At 51.7% G+C, this 19,431-nt stretch carries 14 protein-coding genes, 1 tRNA gene and 1 other RNA gene; 13 read left to right on the top strand and 3 right to left on the bottom strand.

Going from position 1 to position 19,431, the window contains the following annotated elements; all coding sequences use genetic code 11:
- Positions 1-77: 77 nt before the first annotated feature.
- The 3 genes from betA to betI all read right to left on the bottom strand — a co-directional run bounded on the left by betA (position 78) and on the right by betI (position 4,035).
- Positions 78-1,751 carry a choline dehydrogenase gene (gene betA, locus HALA3H3_RS21985; protein ID WP_022523704.1) on the bottom strand — a complete coding sequence of 558 codons (1,674 nt, stop codon included), beginning with the start codon at positions 1,749-1,751 and terminating at the stop codon, positions 78-80.
- Positions 1,752-1,921: 170 nt separating this feature from the next.
- Entirely contained in the window at positions 1,922-3,391 is a 1,470-nt protein-coding gene (gene betB, locus HALA3H3_RS21980; RefSeq protein ID WP_022523703.1) for a betaine-aldehyde dehydrogenase, read from the bottom strand.
- 23 nt (positions 3,392-3,414) lie between these two features.
- Positions 3,415-4,035 carry a transcriptional regulator BetI gene (gene betI, locus HALA3H3_RS21975; protein WP_009286516.1) on the bottom strand — a complete coding sequence of 207 codons (621 nt, stop codon included), beginning with the start codon at positions 4,033-4,035 and terminating at the stop codon, positions 3,415-3,417.
- A gap of 229 nt (positions 4,036-4,264) precedes the next feature.
- On the opposite strand from betI, the gene HALA3H3_RS21970 reads away from it, so the two are divergent.
- The 13 genes from HALA3H3_RS21970 to HALA3H3_RS21910 all read left to right on the top strand — a co-directional run bounded on the left by HALA3H3_RS21970 (position 4,265) and on the right by HALA3H3_RS21910 (position 19,394).
- The gene (locus HALA3H3_RS21970) at positions 4,265-5,203 is read left to right on the top strand and encodes a choline ABC transporter substrate-binding protein (RefSeq protein WP_022523702.1); all 939 of its coding nucleotides are present in this window, start codon (positions 4,265-4,267) and stop codon (positions 5,201-5,203) included.
- Positions 5,204-5,303: 100 nt separating this feature from the next.
- Positions 5,304-5,380, top strand: a tRNA-Met gene (locus HALA3H3_RS21965).
- 52 nt (positions 5,381-5,432) lie between these two features.
- Positions 5,433-5,529: signal recognition particle sRNA small type (gene ffs, locus HALA3H3_RS26395), an RNA gene on the top strand.
- A 555-nt stretch (positions 5,530-6,084) separates the two neighbouring features.
- Positions 6,085-6,645, top strand: coding sequence for a sugar transferase (locus HALA3H3_RS21960; protein ID WP_022523701.1), 561 nt, complete (start codon positions 6,085-6,087; stop codon positions 6,643-6,645).
- A gap of 38 nt (positions 6,646-6,683) precedes the next feature.
- The gene (locus HALA3H3_RS27765; RefSeq protein WP_022523700.1) at positions 6,684-7,991 is read left to right on the top strand and encodes an O-antigen ligase family protein; all 1,308 of its coding nucleotides are present in this window, start codon (positions 6,684-6,686) and stop codon (positions 7,989-7,991) included.
- Positions 7,992-8,022: 31 nt separating this feature from the next.
- Entirely contained in the window at positions 8,023-8,661 is a 639-nt protein-coding gene (locus tag HALA3H3_RS21950; protein WP_236557288.1) for an ElyC/SanA/YdcF family protein, read from the top strand.
- A gap of 51 nt (positions 8,662-8,712) precedes the next feature.
- Positions 8,713-9,150 (top strand): low molecular weight protein-tyrosine-phosphatase, encoded by a 438-nt coding sequence (locus tag HALA3H3_RS21945; protein ID WP_009286545.1) that lies wholly within the window; start codon positions 8,713-8,715, stop codon positions 9,148-9,150.
- Positions 9,151-9,811: 661 nt separating this feature from the next.
- On the top strand, positions 9,812-10,804 hold the full coding sequence (locus tag HALA3H3_RS21940) for a phosphoribosyltransferase (protein WP_009286546.1): 993 nt from the start codon (positions 9,812-9,814) through the stop codon (positions 10,802-10,804).
- A gap of 231 nt (positions 10,805-11,035) precedes the next feature.
- Positions 11,036-12,606, top strand: a protein-coding gene (locus HALA3H3_RS21930; protein ID WP_238326102.1) for an IS3 family transposase whose coding sequence is annotated in 2 segments (ribosomal slippage) — positions 11,036-11,489 and positions 11,489-12,606 — 1,572 coding nt in all. Because the reading frame shifts where the segments join, the coding sequence is not laid out codon by codon here.
- A 358-nt stretch (positions 12,607-12,964) separates the two neighbouring features.
- The gene (locus HALA3H3_RS21925; RefSeq protein ID WP_009286547.1) at positions 12,965-14,119 is read left to right on the top strand and encodes a polysaccharide export protein; all 1,155 of its coding nucleotides are present in this window, start codon (positions 12,965-12,967) and stop codon (positions 14,117-14,119) included.
- A 28-nt stretch (positions 14,120-14,147) separates the two neighbouring features.
- On the top strand, positions 14,148-16,403 hold the full coding sequence (locus tag HALA3H3_RS21920) for a polysaccharide biosynthesis tyrosine autokinase (RefSeq protein WP_022523695.1): 2,256 nt from the start codon (positions 14,148-14,150) through the stop codon (positions 16,401-16,403).
- 6 nt (positions 16,404-16,409) lie between these two features.
- Positions 16,410-18,224 carry an ABC transporter ATP-binding protein gene (locus HALA3H3_RS21915; protein ID WP_009286549.1) on the top strand — a complete coding sequence of 605 codons (1,815 nt, stop codon included), beginning with the start codon at positions 16,410-16,412 and terminating at the stop codon, positions 18,222-18,224.
- Positions 18,225-18,248: 24 nt separating this feature from the next.
- Positions 18,249-19,394 carry a hypothetical protein gene (locus HALA3H3_RS21910; protein ID WP_022523694.1) on the top strand — a complete coding sequence of 382 codons (1,146 nt, stop codon included), beginning with the start codon at positions 18,249-18,251 and terminating at the stop codon, positions 19,392-19,394.
- The last annotated feature ends 37 nt before the right edge of the window (positions 19,395-19,431 follow it).

The following is a 19,431-nucleotide window of genomic DNA, read 5'->3' as shown; positions in this document are numbered from 1 at the left end:
CTTGTTCCTTTAACGTAGCCAAAAAAAACGCCATGGCGACAAGCCATGGCGTTTGGAGTAAAAAACAGACTAAATGTTCAGGCGCGTTTGGCCGGTGCTCCGTTGGCGACGTAATAGTCAACGCTGGCACGGGGAAGCGGCTCATGGCCTTTGATACGGTCGGCGATTTTCTCGGCCAACATAATGGTGGGCGCATTCAGGTTGCCGGTGGGAATCACCGGGAACAGTGAGGCATCTACGACGCGAAGGCCTTCAATACCATGGACACGACCCTGGCCGTCGGTGACGGCCATTTCACCCTCGCCCATACGGCAGCTACCGCAGGGGTGGTAGGCGGTTTCGGCGTGCTGTTTGACGAAGGCATCGAGCTCGGCATCCGACTGCACGTCGGGCCCTGGTGCTATCTCGCGACCACGGTATTTATCAAAGGCTGGCTGAGCGATGATATCGCGAGTCAGGCGAATAGCATCGCGGAACTCTTCCCAATCTTTCTCTTTGGCCATGTAGTTGAGCAGGATGCTGGGCGCGGCGTGTGGATCTTTCGAGGTAAGTCGAATACGACCACGGCTTTCTGAGCGCATTGAGCCAACGTGGGCCTGGAAGCCATGGGCCTGCACCGCGCTCTTGCCGTTATAGCTAATGGCAATGGGCAGGAAGTGGTATTGCAGATTGGGCCACTCCTCTTCATCGCGGCTGCGGATAAAACCACAGGATTCAAACTGGTTGCTGGCGCCCACGCCGGTGCCATTGAACAGCCATTCAGCACCAATTTTGGGCTGGTTGTACCACTTTAGCGCGGGGTAGAGCGAGATGGGTTCTTTGCACTCGTACTGGATGTACATCTCCAGGTGATCCTGGAGGTTTTCACCTACGCCGGGCAGGGCGTGAACCGTCTCGATACCCAGTTCCTTCAGCAGTTCAGGGTTGCCGATGCCTGAGCGCTGCAGAATCTGCGGGGAAGCGATGGCGCCACCGCACAGGAGTACTTCACGGCGGGCGTAGGCCTGCTGTTTTTCGCCTTTCTGCTCATAACGTACCCCCACCGCACGTTTACCTTCGAATTCAATAATATCGGTAACGGCATGGGTTTCGATGGTGAGGTTGTGGCGCTGTTTGGCGGTATCCAGGTAGCATCGGGCCGTTGATGCGCGGCGGCCTTTGGGCGTGACGAAGCGATCCATAGGGCCGAAGCCTTCTTGCTGGTAGCCGTTAACGTCTTCGGTTTCCGGGTAGCCAGCCTGCTTGCCGGCTTCAATAAAGGTGCGATAAAGCGGGTTGTTATCCGCTTTGGGCGTGGTCACGCTGACCGGGCCGTCGCCACCGTGGTAGCTGTTGGGTCCAATGTCGCGGGCTTCGCACTTTTTGAAGTAGGGCAGGCAGCTTAGGTAGTCCCAATCTTCGAGGCCGGGCTGTTTGGCCCAGTTGTCGTAATCGAGTGCATTACCGCGGATATAGCACATGCCGTTAATCAGTGAGGAGCCGCCCAACCCTTTGCCACGACCACACTCCATACGGCGACCATCCATATGCGGCTCGGGGTCGGTTTCAAACGCCCAGTTGTAGCGCTTGCCCTGTAGTGGGTAAGCCAAAGCGGCAGGCATTTGGGTGCGGAAATCGAAGCGGTAGTCGGGCCCGCCCGCTTCTAAAAGCAGTACGCTGACGTTGCTGTCTTCGGTGAGGCGGGTAGCGAGCACATTGCCCGCCGAGCCTGCACCGATAATGATGTAATCAAATTCGCGTGGTTGAGACATAGTGAATTACCGAGTCTGAAGATGGGGCGGGGCTTCCTGGCGGTAGCTTTACGCGAGGGCGCTGTGAACCCATCCCTGGGCGCTACTTTTCCCATCCATGGGAAAAGACCCTCGCTACAAGCCACCCCCAGCGCCCTGGTCGGTTAGTGCGCCAAAAGTGGTGCTTTGATTTAAAACACTGACTCAAACGGCCCCATCTCGATTTGTACCGACTTGGTCTGGGTGTAGTGATTGAGCGTCTCAACACCATTTTCGCGACCAATACCCGACTCTTTATAGCCGCCTACTGGCATCTCCGAGGGTGACTCACCCCAGGTGTTAATCCAGCAAATACCCGCTTCAAACTGGTGGATCACGCGGTGGGCGCGGTTCAAGCTTTCGCTGAAGACACCGGCGGCCAGGCCGTAGGTGGTGTCATTGGCGCGGCGAATGACTTCCGCCTCATCATCAAAGGCGAGTACCGACATCACCGGGCCAAAGATCTCTTCGCGCACGATACGCATCTCATCAGTGCAGTCGGTAAACACGGTGGGTGCAGCCCAGGCGCCATTGGCAAAGCTACCAGTGTTCCAGTCGTCGCCACCCACGAGCAGGCGAGCGCCTTGCTCTTTGCCCAGGGCAATATAGGAGAGCACTTTCTCCTGATGCTCGAAGCTGACCAGGGGGCCAAAGTTGACGCTGGGATCCATGGGATCGCCTGCTTTGATGCGCTTAACGCGCTCCACCAGCTTGGCTTCAAAGGCGTCTTTAACGCTACGTTCAACAAATACCCGCGTGCCGTTGGTACAGATTTGGCCGCTGGAGTAGAAGTTGGCCATCATGGCGGCGTCTGCAGCGCGATCAAGATCGGCATCTGCAAACACCAGCAGCGGCGATTTGCCGCCCAGTTCCATGGTGACGTCTTTCAGCGTTGAGCTAGCAGCGGCGGCCATCACTTTCTTGCCGGTGCCTGCTTCGCCGGTGAACGAGACTTTGGCGATGCCTGGGTGCTCGGTGAGCATGGCGCCCACGCGGCCGTCGCCCTGAACCACGTTAAAGACGCCATTGGGCAGGCCTGCCTCGGTAAAGATTTCCGCTAGTTTCATCACGGTCAGCGGGGTCACTTCGCTGGGCTTGAATACCACTGCGTTGCCTGCCGCCAGCGCCGGGGCGGCTTTCCAGCAGGCGATTTGGATCGGGTAGTTCCAGGCGCCAATGGCACCAATGACACCCAAGGGCTCGCGGCGAGTGTACACAAAAGAGCTGTCGCGAAGGGGGATCTGGCTGCCTTCAATAGCCGGCGCCAGGCCCGCGTAGTACTCCAGCGCATCTGCGCCGGTAACGATATCGACACTGGCCGTTTCGCTGATCGGCTTGCCGGTATTGCGGGTTTCAAGCTCAGCTAGCTCGTCATTGCGCTCCCTCAGCAGCGCGACGGCGCGCAGCAGGATGCGTGAGCGCTCCATGCCGCTCATCGCGGCCCACTCGCGCTGGCCGCGCTGGGCTGCGGTGACCGCGGTGTCAACATCCGCTTGGCTGGCTTGGCCGATAGTGGCCAGCAGGCTGCCATCGAAAGGGTTGGTAACGGTAAAAGTATCGCCTGAAGTGGCGTTTACCTGGCGACCATCAATATAAAGTGGCTGTACGTCTTGAGCGGCCATGTCGATCTCCAAGAATCAGAAAATTAAAGGTAAATATTGGATGCTTTGTTGGTGCATCCATGATGAGCAAAAAGCTGGTCGAGATAGGTGTGGGCAAGGTAGCGGGCCTCTTCGGCGTCAAGGCCTTCTGGCGTTAGCGCGCCACGCAGCCATAGCCCATCAATCATGGCGGCTAAGCCGCGTGCTGCGTTGCGGGCTTCTACGCGGGGCATAACACGTCGGAACTGGTGACATAAATTGCTGTAAAGACGGCGATCATTGACGTTTTGCAGACGCTGCAGCATAGGCTTATGCATGCTGCTGGCCCAGAATGCTAACCATGTCTTGGCGGCGGGGCCGGTGACCTGAGTGCGGTCAAAGTTACCCTCAATAATGGCACCGATATGGGCGCGGGGAGAGTCGTCTTCCAGCGCATGGCGACGCACCGCAACGGCTCCGGACAGGTCGGTCAGGATTTGCCGCATCGTCGCTTCCAGCAAGCCATCTTTACCGCCAAAGTAGTGGCTGATAATGCCCGCTGACACGCCCGCATGGCGGGCAATTCGCATCACGGTAGTTTCGGCTAAGCCGACTTCATCAATGGCTGCCATAGTCGCGTTGATTAACTGCTGGCGGCGTATCGGTTCCATTCCCACCTTTGGCACGACGTTCTCCTAATTCGTTGAATGCCTAACAGGGTCGTTGCTTGAAACCCAGGCGTAGACATGATTACCTAACAATGATGGCATTTTTTTATTGAACGTTCAATCAATAAAAAGGCGCCGATGATTTCTACGCACTGCGACCACGGCAGCAACTGAGTGTTCGTATCCATGTTTTGCCAATATGTTTTGGCAATACGTATTGGCAATAAGCTTATAAAAGGGGACTACGATGATGAGCAGAACTTCTTCACGCTATGCAGGTGCTTTATTGCTGGCAGCGGGTCTGCCCATGGCAGCCTATGCAAATGAGTGCAGCAGTGTACGCTTTGCCGAAGTGGGCTGGACGGATATTACCGCCACCACGGCGCTCGCTAGTGAAGTCCTCGAAGGGCTTGGCTATGAGCCAAGCGTCGACACCGTTTCCGTTCCGATTGCCTACGCCGGTATGCGGAACAATGATTTCGATGTCTTCCTGGGTAACTGGATGCCCTCGATGGCCTCTATTAGTGATCCCTATATCGAGCGCGGTGAAGTTGAGCGCTTGGCAACCAACCTGGAAGGGGCAAAGTACACTCTGGCAGTACCCCAATACGTTTACGATGCGGGGGTAACCTCGGTTAACGATTTAGCGGAACATGCGGAGCAGTTTGAGCGTAGTGTGCATGGCATCGAAGCGGGTAACGACGGCAACGAGCTCATTGAGCAGATGATCGATGACGATGCGTATGGGTTAGGCGATTGGCAGGTGATCGATTCCAGTGAAGCCGGCATGCTGGCAGAACTGCGCGCTCGGGTGCCTAATGAGCAGTGGATGGTGTTTTTAGGTTGGGAACCGCACCCCATGAACTCCAACTTCGATATGGCTTATCTTGCTGATGCTGATGACTATTTTGGCCCAAATTTAGGCGGCGCGACTGTGCACACGAATACCCGAGCGGGATTCGTGGATGAGTGCCCGAATGTGGGTACCTTGCTGCGCAATATGACCTTCACGCTGGAAATGGAAAATCAGCTCATGAGCGCGATCATGGATGATGGCGAAGATCCCCGTGATGCGGCGCGTGACTATTTGAAGGCCAATGATAGCCTACTGGACGAGTGGTTAGACGGCGTTACAACACGAGACGGCGAGCCAGGTGCAGAGGCCGTGCGCGCCGCTATTCAGTAAGTCGATTTCGATACGCTTTGTTGACTAGCAGGGCAAGCCGGAATCCGGCTTGCCTTTCGTCATTAAGGTAGGCATAATCTGCACCCGTTGATGAGGGAAAGGCTACGTAGCTCAGCTGGTTAGAGCACATCACTCATAATGATGGGGTCCCCTGTTCAAATCAGGGCGTAGCCACCACATCAGCCTCAGCACACTTATTCTATAACAGAGTGTGCCGTTATGGTGGTCCCTTAGGTCCTCCCGCAACGCTAAACTGCGAACCCCGCCAGGCCCGGAAGGGAGCAACGGTAGTGGTGGCTGCGTGTGCCGGGATGTGGCTTTTGGGGCCGCCTCCATTTCTGATATCCTGCCCGCTTTAGCTTGTACTCCCCTCCTAAACCTGTAGTGCCCTAAACCTAGAGTAACCCTCAGACCTACTGAAAAAATTACCTTTCGAGGCATTGTCACTGGTTTCTAATCAGCACCTCAGAGACATTGCGCGCCAAAGAAATGTCGCTCAGTTTTAGATCATTATCTGGACTGGCTTTTTCTGCAGAGTTAATCGTTGTGATGTCATGAAAATTACGGCTGACCTCTGTTAACAAAACTGCATTCGTTATATTTCTTATTAAATAATATGCGTTAACAGGAATTGTTTTAGCCTTTTTTTGCTTAATTTCTAATTGGTGAGTCTAGTAAAATAGAATGAGAAAATATGCCTAAATTGTGAGGTTAATAGTTATAGCTATATAAACAGCTTGTTTATATACTTCTCTTCGAGATCGTTACTCTTTGGTTGCCTTTGTTTGGGTGATAAAGCGTATTCTTGTTGAAGTGGAAGTTGCCAAGATCTAATTTTTATATGGTAATAATAGTGACTTAACCATGCGGGTATTGACATCATGACTAAAATATTACGATTTTTTGATATCCTGTTTGCTGCCACGGGCCTACTCATTGGTCTGCCATTATTGCTTATATTAACCTTAATCGGTTACTGGGACACGGGGTCTCCTCTATTTTTGCAAAAGCGTGTGGGATACCGTGGCCAGCCGTTTGTATTGATTAAATTTCGTACTATGAGGCCTGATACCGCTTGGGTTGCTTCGCATCTTGCGGATTCTTCTTCAATTACCAAATTCGGTCATTTCTTACGGCGTACCAAATTGGATGAGTTACCGCAGCTATGGAATGTATTGAAAGGGGATATGAGCCTTGTGGGGCCTCGTCCTTGCTTATACACGCAAGATGAGTTGATCAAAGAGCGTACTGAGCGTGGTGTATACAATGCTCGCCCAGGAATTACCGGGCTGGCGCAACTTAACGATATTGATATGTCTACGCCTCAATTACTGGCAGAAACGGATCAAAAAATGTTGGCGACAATGGCGATGCCGACGTATTTTCGCTACCTGTTCCTCACTGTGATGGGTAGAGGAAGCGGAGACCGGGTGAGACAATAAAGCATGCGCACTCCTGTAGCCTACAAGGTAAATACTGCATGCAGGCTTTAGCAATCACCGTGTTACCGCTATTGGCCCCCTTGGGCTATTGGCTAGGATTGGCGATCACTATTATATGGTCGTTTCTTGCTAGGCATGAGCGACAAAGGCGTAGCTTTTTTAGAAAACCAATGGGGCGTGGTGATGGCCTTCTTTTGGCGTTGCTACTAGGAGTCGGTATTGTCGAAGTAGTGGCTGGCGCTTGGCATTCTAGCTTGGAGCGGGCCTTGCCATTAGCTGGTGCAGCTTGGCTCGCGGCATTGGCGTTTATGTTAGTGCGCGCCGTTCCACCACGTCCTTCAGCATGGTGGGTGGGTTTAGCGCTAAGTGGATTGGGTGCAGGGGGTTGGGCGGCGTGGCAAAAATGGATAGTCGGTTTAACCCGTGCTACAGGCCACCCACCGTTACATTCAATCTTTTTCGGCAATCTTGCGCTATTGATGTCGCTGTTATGTTTGGCCGGATTGGGGTGGGCCTGGCAACAGCGATCAACACGTTTTTTTTGGGTAGCGCTTTTGCTGAGCGGCGCAATGGGGGGCGGACTAGCCTCGGCTCTTTCTGGCACCCGGGGCGGGTGGTTGGCACTGCCGCTAGTGATATGGGTATTTTATTACGGTTATGCGCGTCGCTGGCGAGCGCTGTGGCGATGGTTGGCACTGACTGCTGCAATAGCTGTGATGATAGGGGTGTATACGACGCCCCATAGCGGCGTAGAAAAAAGGGTGGATAAGGCGGTGGCCGAGGTGCATCGCTACATGGAAGGCGCTGACTATGGCTCCGTAGGGGCTCGCTTGGAAATGTATCGCGGCGCATTCTGGCTGATTTATGAACGTCCCCTCGTGGGCTACGGGCATCAGGGCTATCTACCCGCCATGCAAAGACTAGAGACTCAAGGCGTGCTAAGCCCCGAGTTAGGCAATTACTGGCATGCGCATAACGACCTTCTGGATGCCTGGGTACGAAAAGGGCTGCCAGGTCTTGTTATAGTCGTGAGCCTCTATCTCATTCCCCTGTGGCTTTTTTTCCCAGGTTTACGCGCTGAAAGCGCCACTCAGCGCTCCTATGCCGTGGCTGGTATATTGCTGCCAATCACTTTTATGGGCTTTGGCTTAAGCTATTCTTTTTTTGCTTATCCAGCAGGGGTAGCGGTGTATGCTAGCTGGCTGATTTTCCTTTGGGTTCTCGTTTCCGAGCAAGTTCTGCAAGATGGTTGCCATGTATACACTAATGAAAAGCCTGACGGCGATATTGCTGATGCCAATGTCTCTGATGGCCCTCACTTTTACTATCGGATGGTTGATTCGTAAGCTTGGGTGGTACCGCCTGGGTCACAGCATAATGACGTTAGCAATGCTCTTGCTATTGCTGGCGGCCTGGGCACCAGTGGCAGATAATTTGCTAGGGCCGTTGGAGTCTCAATATGTCGCTTGGGAGAAATGGCCTGAAGAGCAGAACATCGAAGCAGTGGTAGTCCTCGGGGGTGGTTGGCAGCCGGATCGCCCTTGGTCGATAACCGGCAGGCTCAGCGAAAGTTCGGGTTTGCGTCTGATGGAAGGCCTGCGGCTATGGCATGAGCGTCCAGACTTGCTACTGGTAGTGTCAGGGGGAGGGCAAGATCCAAAAATGACCATGGCTCATGGTTACGCCGAAGCTGCCGAAGCATTGGGGGTTCCGCCAGAGAGTATCGTGACGCTGGTGTCGCCCAACGATACTGCTGAAGAGGCCAAGTCAGTTCGGGCGCTGCTCGGTGAAGGTGCGCAAGTATTGATTGTGACATCAGCGTCGCATATGCCGCGCGCTATGCGTCATTTCGAGGCGGCAGGCCTAGCTCCAGTTGCTGCACCTACCCATTATTTGGCCGATCGAACGGAGGGATTAGCGCTAGCTTATTGGCTGCCCTCTGCCCGTGAGCTACGCAAGACTGAGAGGGCAATCTACGAAACCCTTGGGTTGCTTGCTATTCAGTGGGAGCATTGAAGGTGTCATTTGAAAACGTCTACCTCTGCTCACCCAGGAGATAAGTAAGACATGTTCGAGCGTATTTTAGTGGTGTGTACAGGTAATATTTGTCGTAGTCCTGTCGCTGAGGCATTTCTTAAACAGCGGCTACCCGAGCGTCATATCAGTTCTGCAGGCTTGGGCGCCTTGGAAGGCGAGCCTGTATCCCCGTTTGCACGTCAATTGGCCGAGGCCGATGGTTTGGATGTGACCAGCCACCAGGCACGGCAATTAACGGTGATAATGATACAGGAAGCCGATCTCATTCTGGTGATGTCTGAGGGCCAGCGCCGTGCCGTAGGACAACACGTACCCCAAGCCTTAGGTAAGACGCTATTGCTAGGTCGTTGGCTAGATAGTGGCAAAGGGCGCAATATCCCCGATCCTTACCGAAAATCCAGGGAAGTTTTCGAGCATATCCATATGTTGCTAAAGGACGCTGCCTTTACGTGGGCAGAGAGGCTCTAGAGGCATCGCCATCGCTTCTTTTTCTTTTTTACTGCTTGATCTGTCTGCGGTATGGCCAATGTGCATGTCAGTATTAGATCCATTTTTCGTTTTAAAATTTTTAGTTGACTAATCATTAAGTAATGATTTTTTTGCTGTTTTTTTGCTATTTTTTAATTATGTATTTCTTGTTTTTAAGATGTTGATCTTTGTATTTATGATGGGATTTATGTATTGTTTTTCTCATTTATTTTGAAGGAGTAAAATTGTTAAAAATGCCTGATTTAAATGCCAATAAAGTAGAAGATTGAGGTTTCTGTCTTTAGACTATGAAGGTGAATAAATTTAACAGAAACAAATGCTTGTATTTTTTTTATTGTAGTTTTAATAATTTTTTCTGGAGATATCATATAACCTATCATTTAAGTGACACGATTTTGTCATTCGATAAAGTTACCGTTCCACTATAAGTCGTAACTAAGCGATTTTGTTCATTGCAGAAACTATCGGAAAAGCCTTTTTAACTCTCTGGCGTGATGCTCCATCTTGGGTAGAGGCGTGACGTACCGAGAGTATGTCTTTGTGTTTAGGGCCATCACCGCTGGGTTTTACAAGAAAGGCGATTCTACCTAACCATCCATTAATTTGGCGGTCAAGCCTGATAAATAAGGAGGGATAGACAATGAATTACAAATCCTATGGTGATTTAAGTGAGGACATCGCTGCGTCCTTGTTCAAAGTTCACGGGAAGGATTACGACCTGGTGGTCGGTATTCCCCGTAGCGGCATCATCCCTGCCAGCATGGTTGCGTTGGGTTTGCATCTCGATATGATGGGGCTCCCAGACTTTATTGACAACCAACCGCTGAAAACTCGCTTGCGTAGAAAGGAAGAAAAGCCGCCGGGAGCCGCCTGGGACGCGAAAAAAGTTCTTTTCGTCGATGATAGCGTCATTACAGGGAAGACTGTGCAGGAAGCACGGAGTGCTATCCCCGAAAACTGTCCTTGTATAATAGATACCTTGGCGATCTATGCTGATCCCGACGGTAAGCAACATGTTGATTTTCATTTTTACACGCTAGAATCGCCTTGTGCTTTCCAGTGGAACCTTTTCACTCCTGCCATACTTTCCCAGTCATGTGTCGATATCGATGGTGTACTGTGCGTCGATCCTACCGACCTTCAGAACGATGATGGAGAGCAGTACATTGCGTTTTTGAATAACGCGGAGCTTCTTTTCCTACCTGCTGGCCGAATCGGCTGCTTGGTAACCAACCGTCTTGAGAAGTACCGTAGCCAGACAGAGCAGTGGCTGAAGCAACAGGGAATTGACTATGAGCGCTTGGTCATGCTGGATCTGCCTTCGAAAGAGGAGCGCCAACGCCAGGGGATTCACTCTACGCACAAGGGCCTGTTCTATAAGAACTCGGATTACACTTTCTTCATTGAGAGTGCTACCAGGCAGGCTGCAAGTATTGCAAAAATATCGGGGAAAGCCGTTTATTGCTGTGAAGATAATAGAGTCTATACAGCGTCTGATAAAATCTCCGCCAAAAAGGGATCGCATAGCTATACGAAACGCCTTCTCAGCGCCAGCAAAAGAAAGATTTTATCTAGCTTTCCAAGCCCCCTCAAGACGGCACTGAGGGAGCGGTGGAAACCCAAAAAGGCGTGAGCGGATTCAAAGACCAACTTATGGCCGCCCCTCCAAGGGTGGCTTTTTTCTATGTGACCACTGTCACTAAGAAACCCCTCAATTAAGGCGATATTACAATTGTTCCGCGATTGTAACTTGAAATTTCTTCTTTTGTAACTTTTTACAACTTATTAACCCCCTCTGTCAGCCTTGTTGTCCGGTTGGTGATATCGCCTGAATCTAATCCAGAGGGAGCGGCATGGAGTCCTTGTGCCACGTTATTCTGCAGAGCGTAAAGCAGCCGTCCTGAAGAAGTTGTTACCACCCCATAATCACAGTGTGGCATCGGTAGCGACAGAGGAAGGCATCTCTGACGCGACGCTGTATAGTTGGTTAAAACAGTGTCGAGTAAAAGGAGTGCCTGTGCCGGGTTACACCCAAGGCGACAGCGAATGGTCGCCCGACGCCAAGCTAGCCGTGGTCATCGAAACCGCCACCCTGTCAGAGGCGGAGCTTGGCACTTACTGCCGCGAAAAAGGCCTTTATCCCGAGCAAATTCAACAGTGGAAAGCGGCTTGCCTCGAAGGCGCTGGTCGGCAAGAAGATCAGGAAAAAGCGGCGCACAAGCAGCGTAAAGAAGACCGTAAGACCATCAAGCAGCTCAAAGCGGAAGTACGTCGCAAAGACAAGGTAGTGGCAGAGACGACGTCGTTACTGGTGCTCTCAAAAAAGCTCGACGCCTTGTACAGCGAAGATCCCGACAGCGGCGAGGACGACTAACGCCGCTCGACGAACGTGCAAGGCTCATCGCGCTATTTGACGAAGCGGTTGTGGGTGGTGCTTCCCGCTATCAAGCAGCCGGTATTATCGATGTAAGCGAGCGCACACTAAAGCGTTGGCGATCTGAGTGTGGCACTGTTGTTGAGGATCAGCGTCCACAGGCGGCACAAGGCAGGCAGCCGCATCAGCTGACGCATGAGGAAGAGCAGACCATTTTGAACACTTGTCATCGTCCCGAGTATCAGAGCTTGCCGCCGTCTCAAATCGTGCCCTTACTGGCAGACAACGGCGTCTATCTGGCCTCCGAATCGTCGTTTTATCGGGTCTTGAAAAAGCATCACCAGCAGCACCATCGTGGCCGTACGAAAGCACGCCGCACAGTCCCCGCGCCGACCAGTTTTACGGCGACAGGGCCGAACCAGATTTGGAGCTGGGATATTAGCTATTGCGCCTCCGTTGTACGAGGCCAGCACTGGTATCTCTACCTGATCATGGATATCTACAGCCGCAAAATCATTGCCTGGGAAGTTCATGAGACGGAAGCGGGCGATTTGGCTAAACAGCTGATGGAGCGTGCCTTATTGCGTGAGAAATGCTGGCATCAGCCACCGGTGTTGCACTCGGATAATGGGGCGCCAATGACGTCCTATACACTCAAAGCGAGGTTAACCGAGCTAGGGATGTTGATGTCTTACAGTCGACCGAGAGTAAGCAACGACAACCCTTACTCGGAATCACTGTTCCGTACCGTCAAATATTGCCCAGCGTGGCCCACCAAGGGCTTTACATCGCTGAGCGCGGTACGAGAATGGATGTTGGTGTTCGAGCGGGCTTACAACGAACAGCACCTTCACAGTGGCATCCAATATGTCACGCCAGCTGACCGGCATCGTGGTGTTGATCGAAAACGGCTTGAACGCCGTAAAGCGGTTTATGAAAGCGCTAAGCGCCGATATCCGAAACGCTGGTCGGGCAGCACCCGAAACTGGGAGGTCACTGGTTCAGTGTCGCTTAACCCAGGGAAAGTGCAGGAAATCGAGCGTAATAAACAGGCTGCTTAAGTGCAGCCATTTGGACAACTGGGTTGAAAATCACCGTTAATTTTAAATATAAATTTTTTATTATCATTAAATGTTTAATACCGCTAGGCATGATCTCCTCTCCTCTCACCCATGACGCCAAACCTCATTTCTAAACGCCTAAATAGCGTTAGCTATCTCATCCTCAGCAATGAAGTAAATCAAAGTATGTTTTTTGTTTTTTTATGTAACATTATATTTGTCTGCCGTAATGGCATTCATGTCTTATGGCGGCTCGAAGGTTGCACTGCCAAGGCGAGTTTCCAAATAGGCTCTGGGAAATGCCATTTAAAATCCCCGGGCGGTAGCGTGGTAAGACACAAAGCAAAGGGAACAAAAAATGAATAATTTCAAAGAAATAGAAGGTGTAGAAACCAGAAAAAACCCATTGCGGCTGGTTCGCTATCTAATGTTCATCATGCTGCTGGGGATATTAAGTGGCTGTGCCATGGCCCCAGGCGGGCATATTGATGAAAGCGAGCTCGACCAATCGCTTGATGGCCGAGTGGACGTACAACCCATTACACCAGAGTTTGTAGATAGGTTGTATGTCCCAGAAGAGCCTACCACGCAAGCCACGTCTCAAGCATTGAATCAAGAAGTGCAAGACTACGAATATCGGGTAGGGCCTGGGGACATTTTAAGCGTGATCGTCTATGACCATCCAGAATTAACGATTCCTGCCGGTGCCGAGCGCTCCGCTGCGGAAACCGGGAACCGTATACGGCCCAATGGCACGATGTTCTATCCCTACGTAGGGCGTGTGAGAGTCGAGGGCATGACGCTTGACGAGGTGCGCGAGTTAATCGCACGGCGATTGTCCGCAGTAATCAATGAGCCGCAGGTAGAGGTAGGCATTGCGGCGTTTAACTCCCAAAAAGTGTACATCAGTGGTGCAGTGGAAAACCCCGGCACTCTGCCTCTGAGTATTGTGCCGATGACGGTACTTGATGCCATTAGTGAAGTAGGCGGGGCACGTGATAATGCGGATTGGCGTAATGTCACCCTAAGCCGCAATGGTGGTGAAGAGGTGATATCGCTTTACGCCATGATGCGTCAAGGGGATATGACACAAAACCGGTTACTGCGTGATGGCGATCTACTTCACGTGCCCACCATGGAAAATCAAAACGTGGTCGTTCTGGGACAGGTTAGCCGTCCAGGTGCCATTGCCCTGGGCAATGAACGCATCACGTTGACGGATGCATTGGGAAGGGCAGGTGGTGTGAATGAAAATCGCGCCCAGCCGTCGGGTATTTTCGTAGTAAGGGGAAACCCGCCGGGTAGCGAGAAAATTGCCACCGTCTATCAGTTGGATATTCAGGATGCCACTCGCTTATTGCTAGGAACACGCTTTCCTCTTGAGCCGCAGGATGTGGTGTACGTGACGTCAGCACCGCTGGCTCGCTGGAACTCTGTGATCTCCCTGCTGTTGCCATCAGTTAGTTTGCCAGGCGACTTTGCAACGTCTGCTATTGATGCCGGTGAGCTTTAATATATTTTCTGAGTGATGAGGCATCTCCATGACTAATTTCCCTTCACCAGCGCCGTCGCCAGCACCTCGAGAGAGCGATGAGCTTAATCTGCGTAAGTTGGTAGACACGCTGTCCGATCATCGCTGGTTTATTGTGTCGGTGACGGGATTTTTTCTGCTGGCGGGCTACTTTAATGCCAGCTCTCAGCCGAGAATTTATCAGGCCGATGCCTTAGTTCAGATAGAGACCCGAGGATCGAACTTGGCGTTTATGGAGTCATTGGGAGAGCCGCAACAAGGCAACCCTACCTCTGCTGAGCTCGAAATTCTGCAGTCACGTATGGTGTTGGGTGAAACCGCTGACCGTCTTGACCTTGCCATTCAGGTTGAGCCGCGTAGGTTGCCGGTGGTGGGGGACTTTCTGGTTCATCATGGAGTTAATCAGCAGTGGTTCGAGAGCCTCACGCCTGAATTCATTCGCCAGTGGTTAGCAGACTCTGTGGATGATGCTTGGAGTAACCCCTATGTGTGGGCTGGGGAATCACTGCGAGTCGCTCGTTTCGATGTTCCCGAGGAGAACGTGGGGGGGGAGCATGTGTTGCGGCTTCTCGACGGCGGTGAATTCGAGCTGCTGCTGGAAGAAGAAACGCTGCTTACTGGTAGCGTTGGGGAAACGGTACAGAATGATGAATTGGGGTATCGTCTTTTTGTCAGCCAGGCAGAGGCCCACCCCGGCGCAGAATTCACATTAGTAAGAACGTCTGCTCTTAGTGCAATAAGTGAGCTGAAGAATCGCTTTGAAATCATTCCGCGTGGGTTAGAGTCGGGCGTCTATGAACTGACGTTGAACGGGGCGGATCAAAACCAGATTCAGCCAACACTAGATACGCTGACCAGCGTTTTTTTGACTCAAAACGTGCAGCGTCATTCAGAAGAAGCAGAAAAACAGATCGCCTTTCTCAACGAGCAAATTCCTCAGGTTAGCAACCAATTGTCAGATGCCGAAGGCATGCTCAACGATTACCGAGCTCAGCGTGACTCTGTCGACCTGACGTTCGAGACACAGAACCTGCTTACTCGGGTAGTCGATGTGGAAAACCAGCTTGGTGAGTTGGCTATGCGGGAAGCGGATCTGGCTGAGAGGTACCGTCCTTCACACCCTAACTACCAAACGTTACTGAGACAACGCGGCCAGCTAGAAGCCGAGCGTGACCGACTTAACGCTCTGGTGAGTGAATTACCCGAAACCCAACAGGAAGTGCTGCGTCTTACTCGGGATACTCAGGTCAATCAGCAAGTGTATGTCCAGCTACTCAACCAGCTTCAAGAGATGCGTTTGGTGAAGGCTGGCACAGTAGGCAATGTGCGTATCTTGGATGCGGCCATGCTGTCCCCCGGTACCATTGCTCCACGTATCCCTTTAATAACCGCTGTTAGCGGCCTGTTTGGCGCCTTGTTGGCAATGTTATTAGTGATCGTTCGTATGTTGCTTAGTCGGTCTATCAAAACCCCCGAGCAGCTTGAAGAATTGGGTCTGCCTGTCTATGCCACCTTACCGAATTCCGGTGAACAGGCAGGGCTTACCGAGCGTATTCGTCCGCGTCGTGCCAAGAAAGCCCAAGAAGTTTTTCGTGGCTTGCTGGCCGTCAAGAAACCCGCTGAAATTGCCGTTGAGGCATTGCGTGGGCTTCGTACCAGCCTCTACTTCGCCATGCTCGAATCCGATAACAATCGGTTGATGATTACTGGTGCTAGTCCGGGGGTAGGTAAGAGCTTCATAGCCGCGAACTTAGCGGCGGTATGTGCCCAGGCTGGCCAAAAAGTGTTGTTAATCGATGCTGATATGCGCCGCGGCCATTTGCACCATGCCTTTCACGGTAAGGGAATAAAGGGACTTTCAGAGTTGTTGGCACGGCGTATCAGTGTGGAGGAGGCCATTCGCCATAGTGAGCTTGATGGACTTGATTATGTGGCAAGAGGAAGCGTACCGCCTAATCCATCAGAGCTTTTGATGCAGCAGAGTTTTCACGACTTTCTAGACACGATAAGCCAGCACTATGACCTGGTAATCGTGGATACGCCCCCGATTCTGGCGGTAACCGATGCCTCGGTAGTCGGCAAGTTGGTTGGTACCAGTCTAATGGTGGTGCGGTTCGACACGAACCCTCCTGGCGAAATCAAAGCCGCTAAGCGTCGTCTTGAGAGTGCTGGTGTGAGGCTCAAAGGTGGAATTCTAAATGGTGTTAAGAAGCCGACCAGCAGCCGTCACGGATACTATGGCAGCTACCTCTATGCTTACCGGTGAGCCAATATGCTTAATCAATTGCGCGAATTTTATTCTTTACTAACGCAACAACAGCGCCGCCGATTGTTAGGGCTTCAGGCACTGATCATTGTGATGGCGCTAGCTCAAATTGCCAGTGTCATCGCCATTGGGCCTTTTATGGCGGTGGTCGGAGATATGAGCAAACTCCAGGGCAATGGTTGGTTAGCCTGGGCTTATACCTATAGCGGAATGCAAAGCCACAAGTCCTTCTTGAGTCTATTGGGCGGTATGGTACTTGGAGTGTTGTTAATGGCAGCGCTAATTTCCATGTATACCACCTGGCGGCTGTCGCTCTACAGTGAGCAAGTGGGAGCGGAACTCTCTAGCCGCCTCTATCGTTATTATCTGTATCAACCTTGGTTATTTCATTCGAGCCAGAATACCAGTGTCCTGATCAGCAAGGTCTCCGTTGAAGTCCAGCGCGTTACGACAAAGGTGATAAATCCAGCGATGGAGCTCAACGCCAAGGCGGTCATGGTGACCTTGATGAGCTTGGCTATCTTTATCTATAACCCTGTTGTAGCAATATCCGGCTTAGTGATATTCCTCGCCACTTATCTACTGCTTTATCAGACGGTGCGGCGCTTTCTCAGCATTAATGGAAGGCGTATATCTGAGGCTCAATCGAAACGCTTCAAGCTGATGACTGAAGGGTTTGGAGGCATCAAAGATCTTCTTTTATTGCATCGTCAGGCGAGTTTTACCACGCGGTTTGAAAAGGCCAGCAACCGCATAGCGCGAGGCCAAGGTGTAACACAAGGACTGAGTGAGGCACCCCGTTATGCTATCGAGCTAGTGGCCTTTGGTTCGGTAATCCTGCTGGTTCTTTACCTGCTTAACCTCTACCAAGGCAATCTGGGCGCCATTTTGCCGGCGCTTTCAATTTATGCCCTAGCCGGTTTCAAGATGCTGCCTGGCTTTCAGAAAATCTATACCTCCATTACTAAAATACGCGGCAACCTGGCGGCTTATGATGCAATCCGTGAAGATTTGATCGCCAGCAGTGAGGAAACCATAAAACTGAAAACAGGCAGTGAATCTAAGCCTGCTGCTCAGTCAATGCCGTGGGTTCCTCAGCGAGAAATCAAAATTCATGAGGTCGCCTTCGACTACCCAGGAGCGCGAGCACGGGCGCTGAATGGCCTGACTCTGACAATTCCGGTCAACAAGATGGTCGGCTTAGTCGGTGCTTCTGGCAGTGGTAAAAGTACTGCTGTGGATCTATTGCTGGGTCTGATCGAGCCTCAGCAAGGGCAAATACTCATTGATGGTGTGGCTTTAACGCAGGAGAACTTGCGGAATTGGCATGCCAGTGTGGGGTTTGTGCCGCAACAGATATTTCTGTCCGATGCCACGATCCTCGAAAACGTCGCCTTTGCCATTGAACGCGAAAATATTGATGTTGAGAGAGTCAAAGAAGCCCTACACATGGCGCAACTCGATGAACTGATCATGCGATTTCCCGAAGGGCTCGAAACTAGAATCGGGGAGCGCGGAGTGCAGATATCAGGGGGACAGCGTCAGCGTTTGGGTATCGCCCGTGCTCTTTATCAGCAAGCCAGTGTATTAGTTTTTGATGAAGCCACCAGTGCTCTGGATGGGATCACCGAACGTCGTGTGATGGAAGATATCCAGCGCTTCGCAGGCCAAATGACGGTGGTGCTTATTGCCCACCGCCTGGCCACGGTCAAAGAGTGCGACATAATTTATATGCTTGAGGACGGGCAAGTAAGTGATGCAGGTACTTATGATGACCTGGCCAGTCGCAATCATACCTTCCAGATGATGGCTAACCTCTAGCCACAGTAGAAAAAAGGTATCGCCATGAATCTGATCGGTGCGCTATTGCTGTTTGTGGGGCTTTCGCTAAGCAGCCTTTATTTGTTTCCCAGCGGTGGGCCACAGCTGGCTGATTTTGTGCTGATCGGTTTTGCCGGCGTGATGCTTTTGATGTCATTAGGAGACAAACACCTGAAAGTTTCACCCTTCGCTATGTGCTGGGGATTAATGGTGTTGTGGGTAGTAATGGTATGCCTTAGCTGGACGTTAGTGATGGAAACCACTGAATTTTTTAGACCAGCCCAGTTTTTCCTGTTCAATTTTTTAATCGGTATGGGGCTGCTGCGTTTCCTAAGCGTTTACGGTGAACGTGCCATAGGGCTTATTCGAAATAGCATCTCTATTGCGCTAGTGATCGCCGGTGGCCATGTGTTAGTGCAATTAGCCTTGGGGATCAACCGCACCACTGGCAGCTTTAATAATCCCAATCAGCTGGCCTACTTTTCGCTATGTGGCGTAGTGGTGTTGTTAATGCTCGATGATTTTCACCCTAAAATGAGGCCTTTGGCATTGGCCGGGCTAGCTAGCGGCGTGTTGGGGATCTTATCGGCGTCGTCGTTGGCCGCTATGGGAGGTGGGGCTATGGTGGGGATCGGCTGGGCCATAGCAAATGCTAAGCAGGTCAAGTACTTTGCGCGCCTGTTGCTGCTGGTGCCACTATTATTGGGAGGTGTTGTGCTCGCCAATATTAGTACTGAGGGGCAGGTGTTGCGCAACCTGGAAGCGCGTATGGATCGAGCACCAAGCAAAATTGATAGTGTGTATGAAGAACGCAAGTTTGACCGACTGACTAACTTTCCCGCCTACGCAATATTGGGGGCAGGAGAAGCCGAACGGCAGCGTTTTGCACCATATGATGGGGCCGAAATCCACTCCTCCTTTATTAACATGTTGTTTGCTTATGGCTTGCCAGGCCTAGTGCTTTTCCTATCGATAATAGCCACCGTATTGCGCCGAGCTCCCCTTTACATCTGGGCTGGAGTAGCAGGGCCATTGATTTATTCCACTACTCATAACGGGCTGCGCGCGACGTTATTCTGGGTACTACTAGTGATCTGTTGGCATCTCTATCGAGAAGGCTCGATAGCGGCTTCCCGTCAAAATCTCGTTTTTGATCGCCCACTTCAATAATGCGGCTGCCAGCGCCGTAACTTGGCAACCCGCAAGG

Source organism: Halomonas sp. A3H3 (genome assembly GCF_000982975.1).
Lineage (GTDB): Bacteria > Pseudomonadota > Gammaproteobacteria > Pseudomonadales > Halomonadaceae > Vreelandella > Vreelandella titanicae.
Note: the sequence above shows the minus strand (reverse complement) of the source record. Positions and strands in the feature narration are given on the sequence as shown.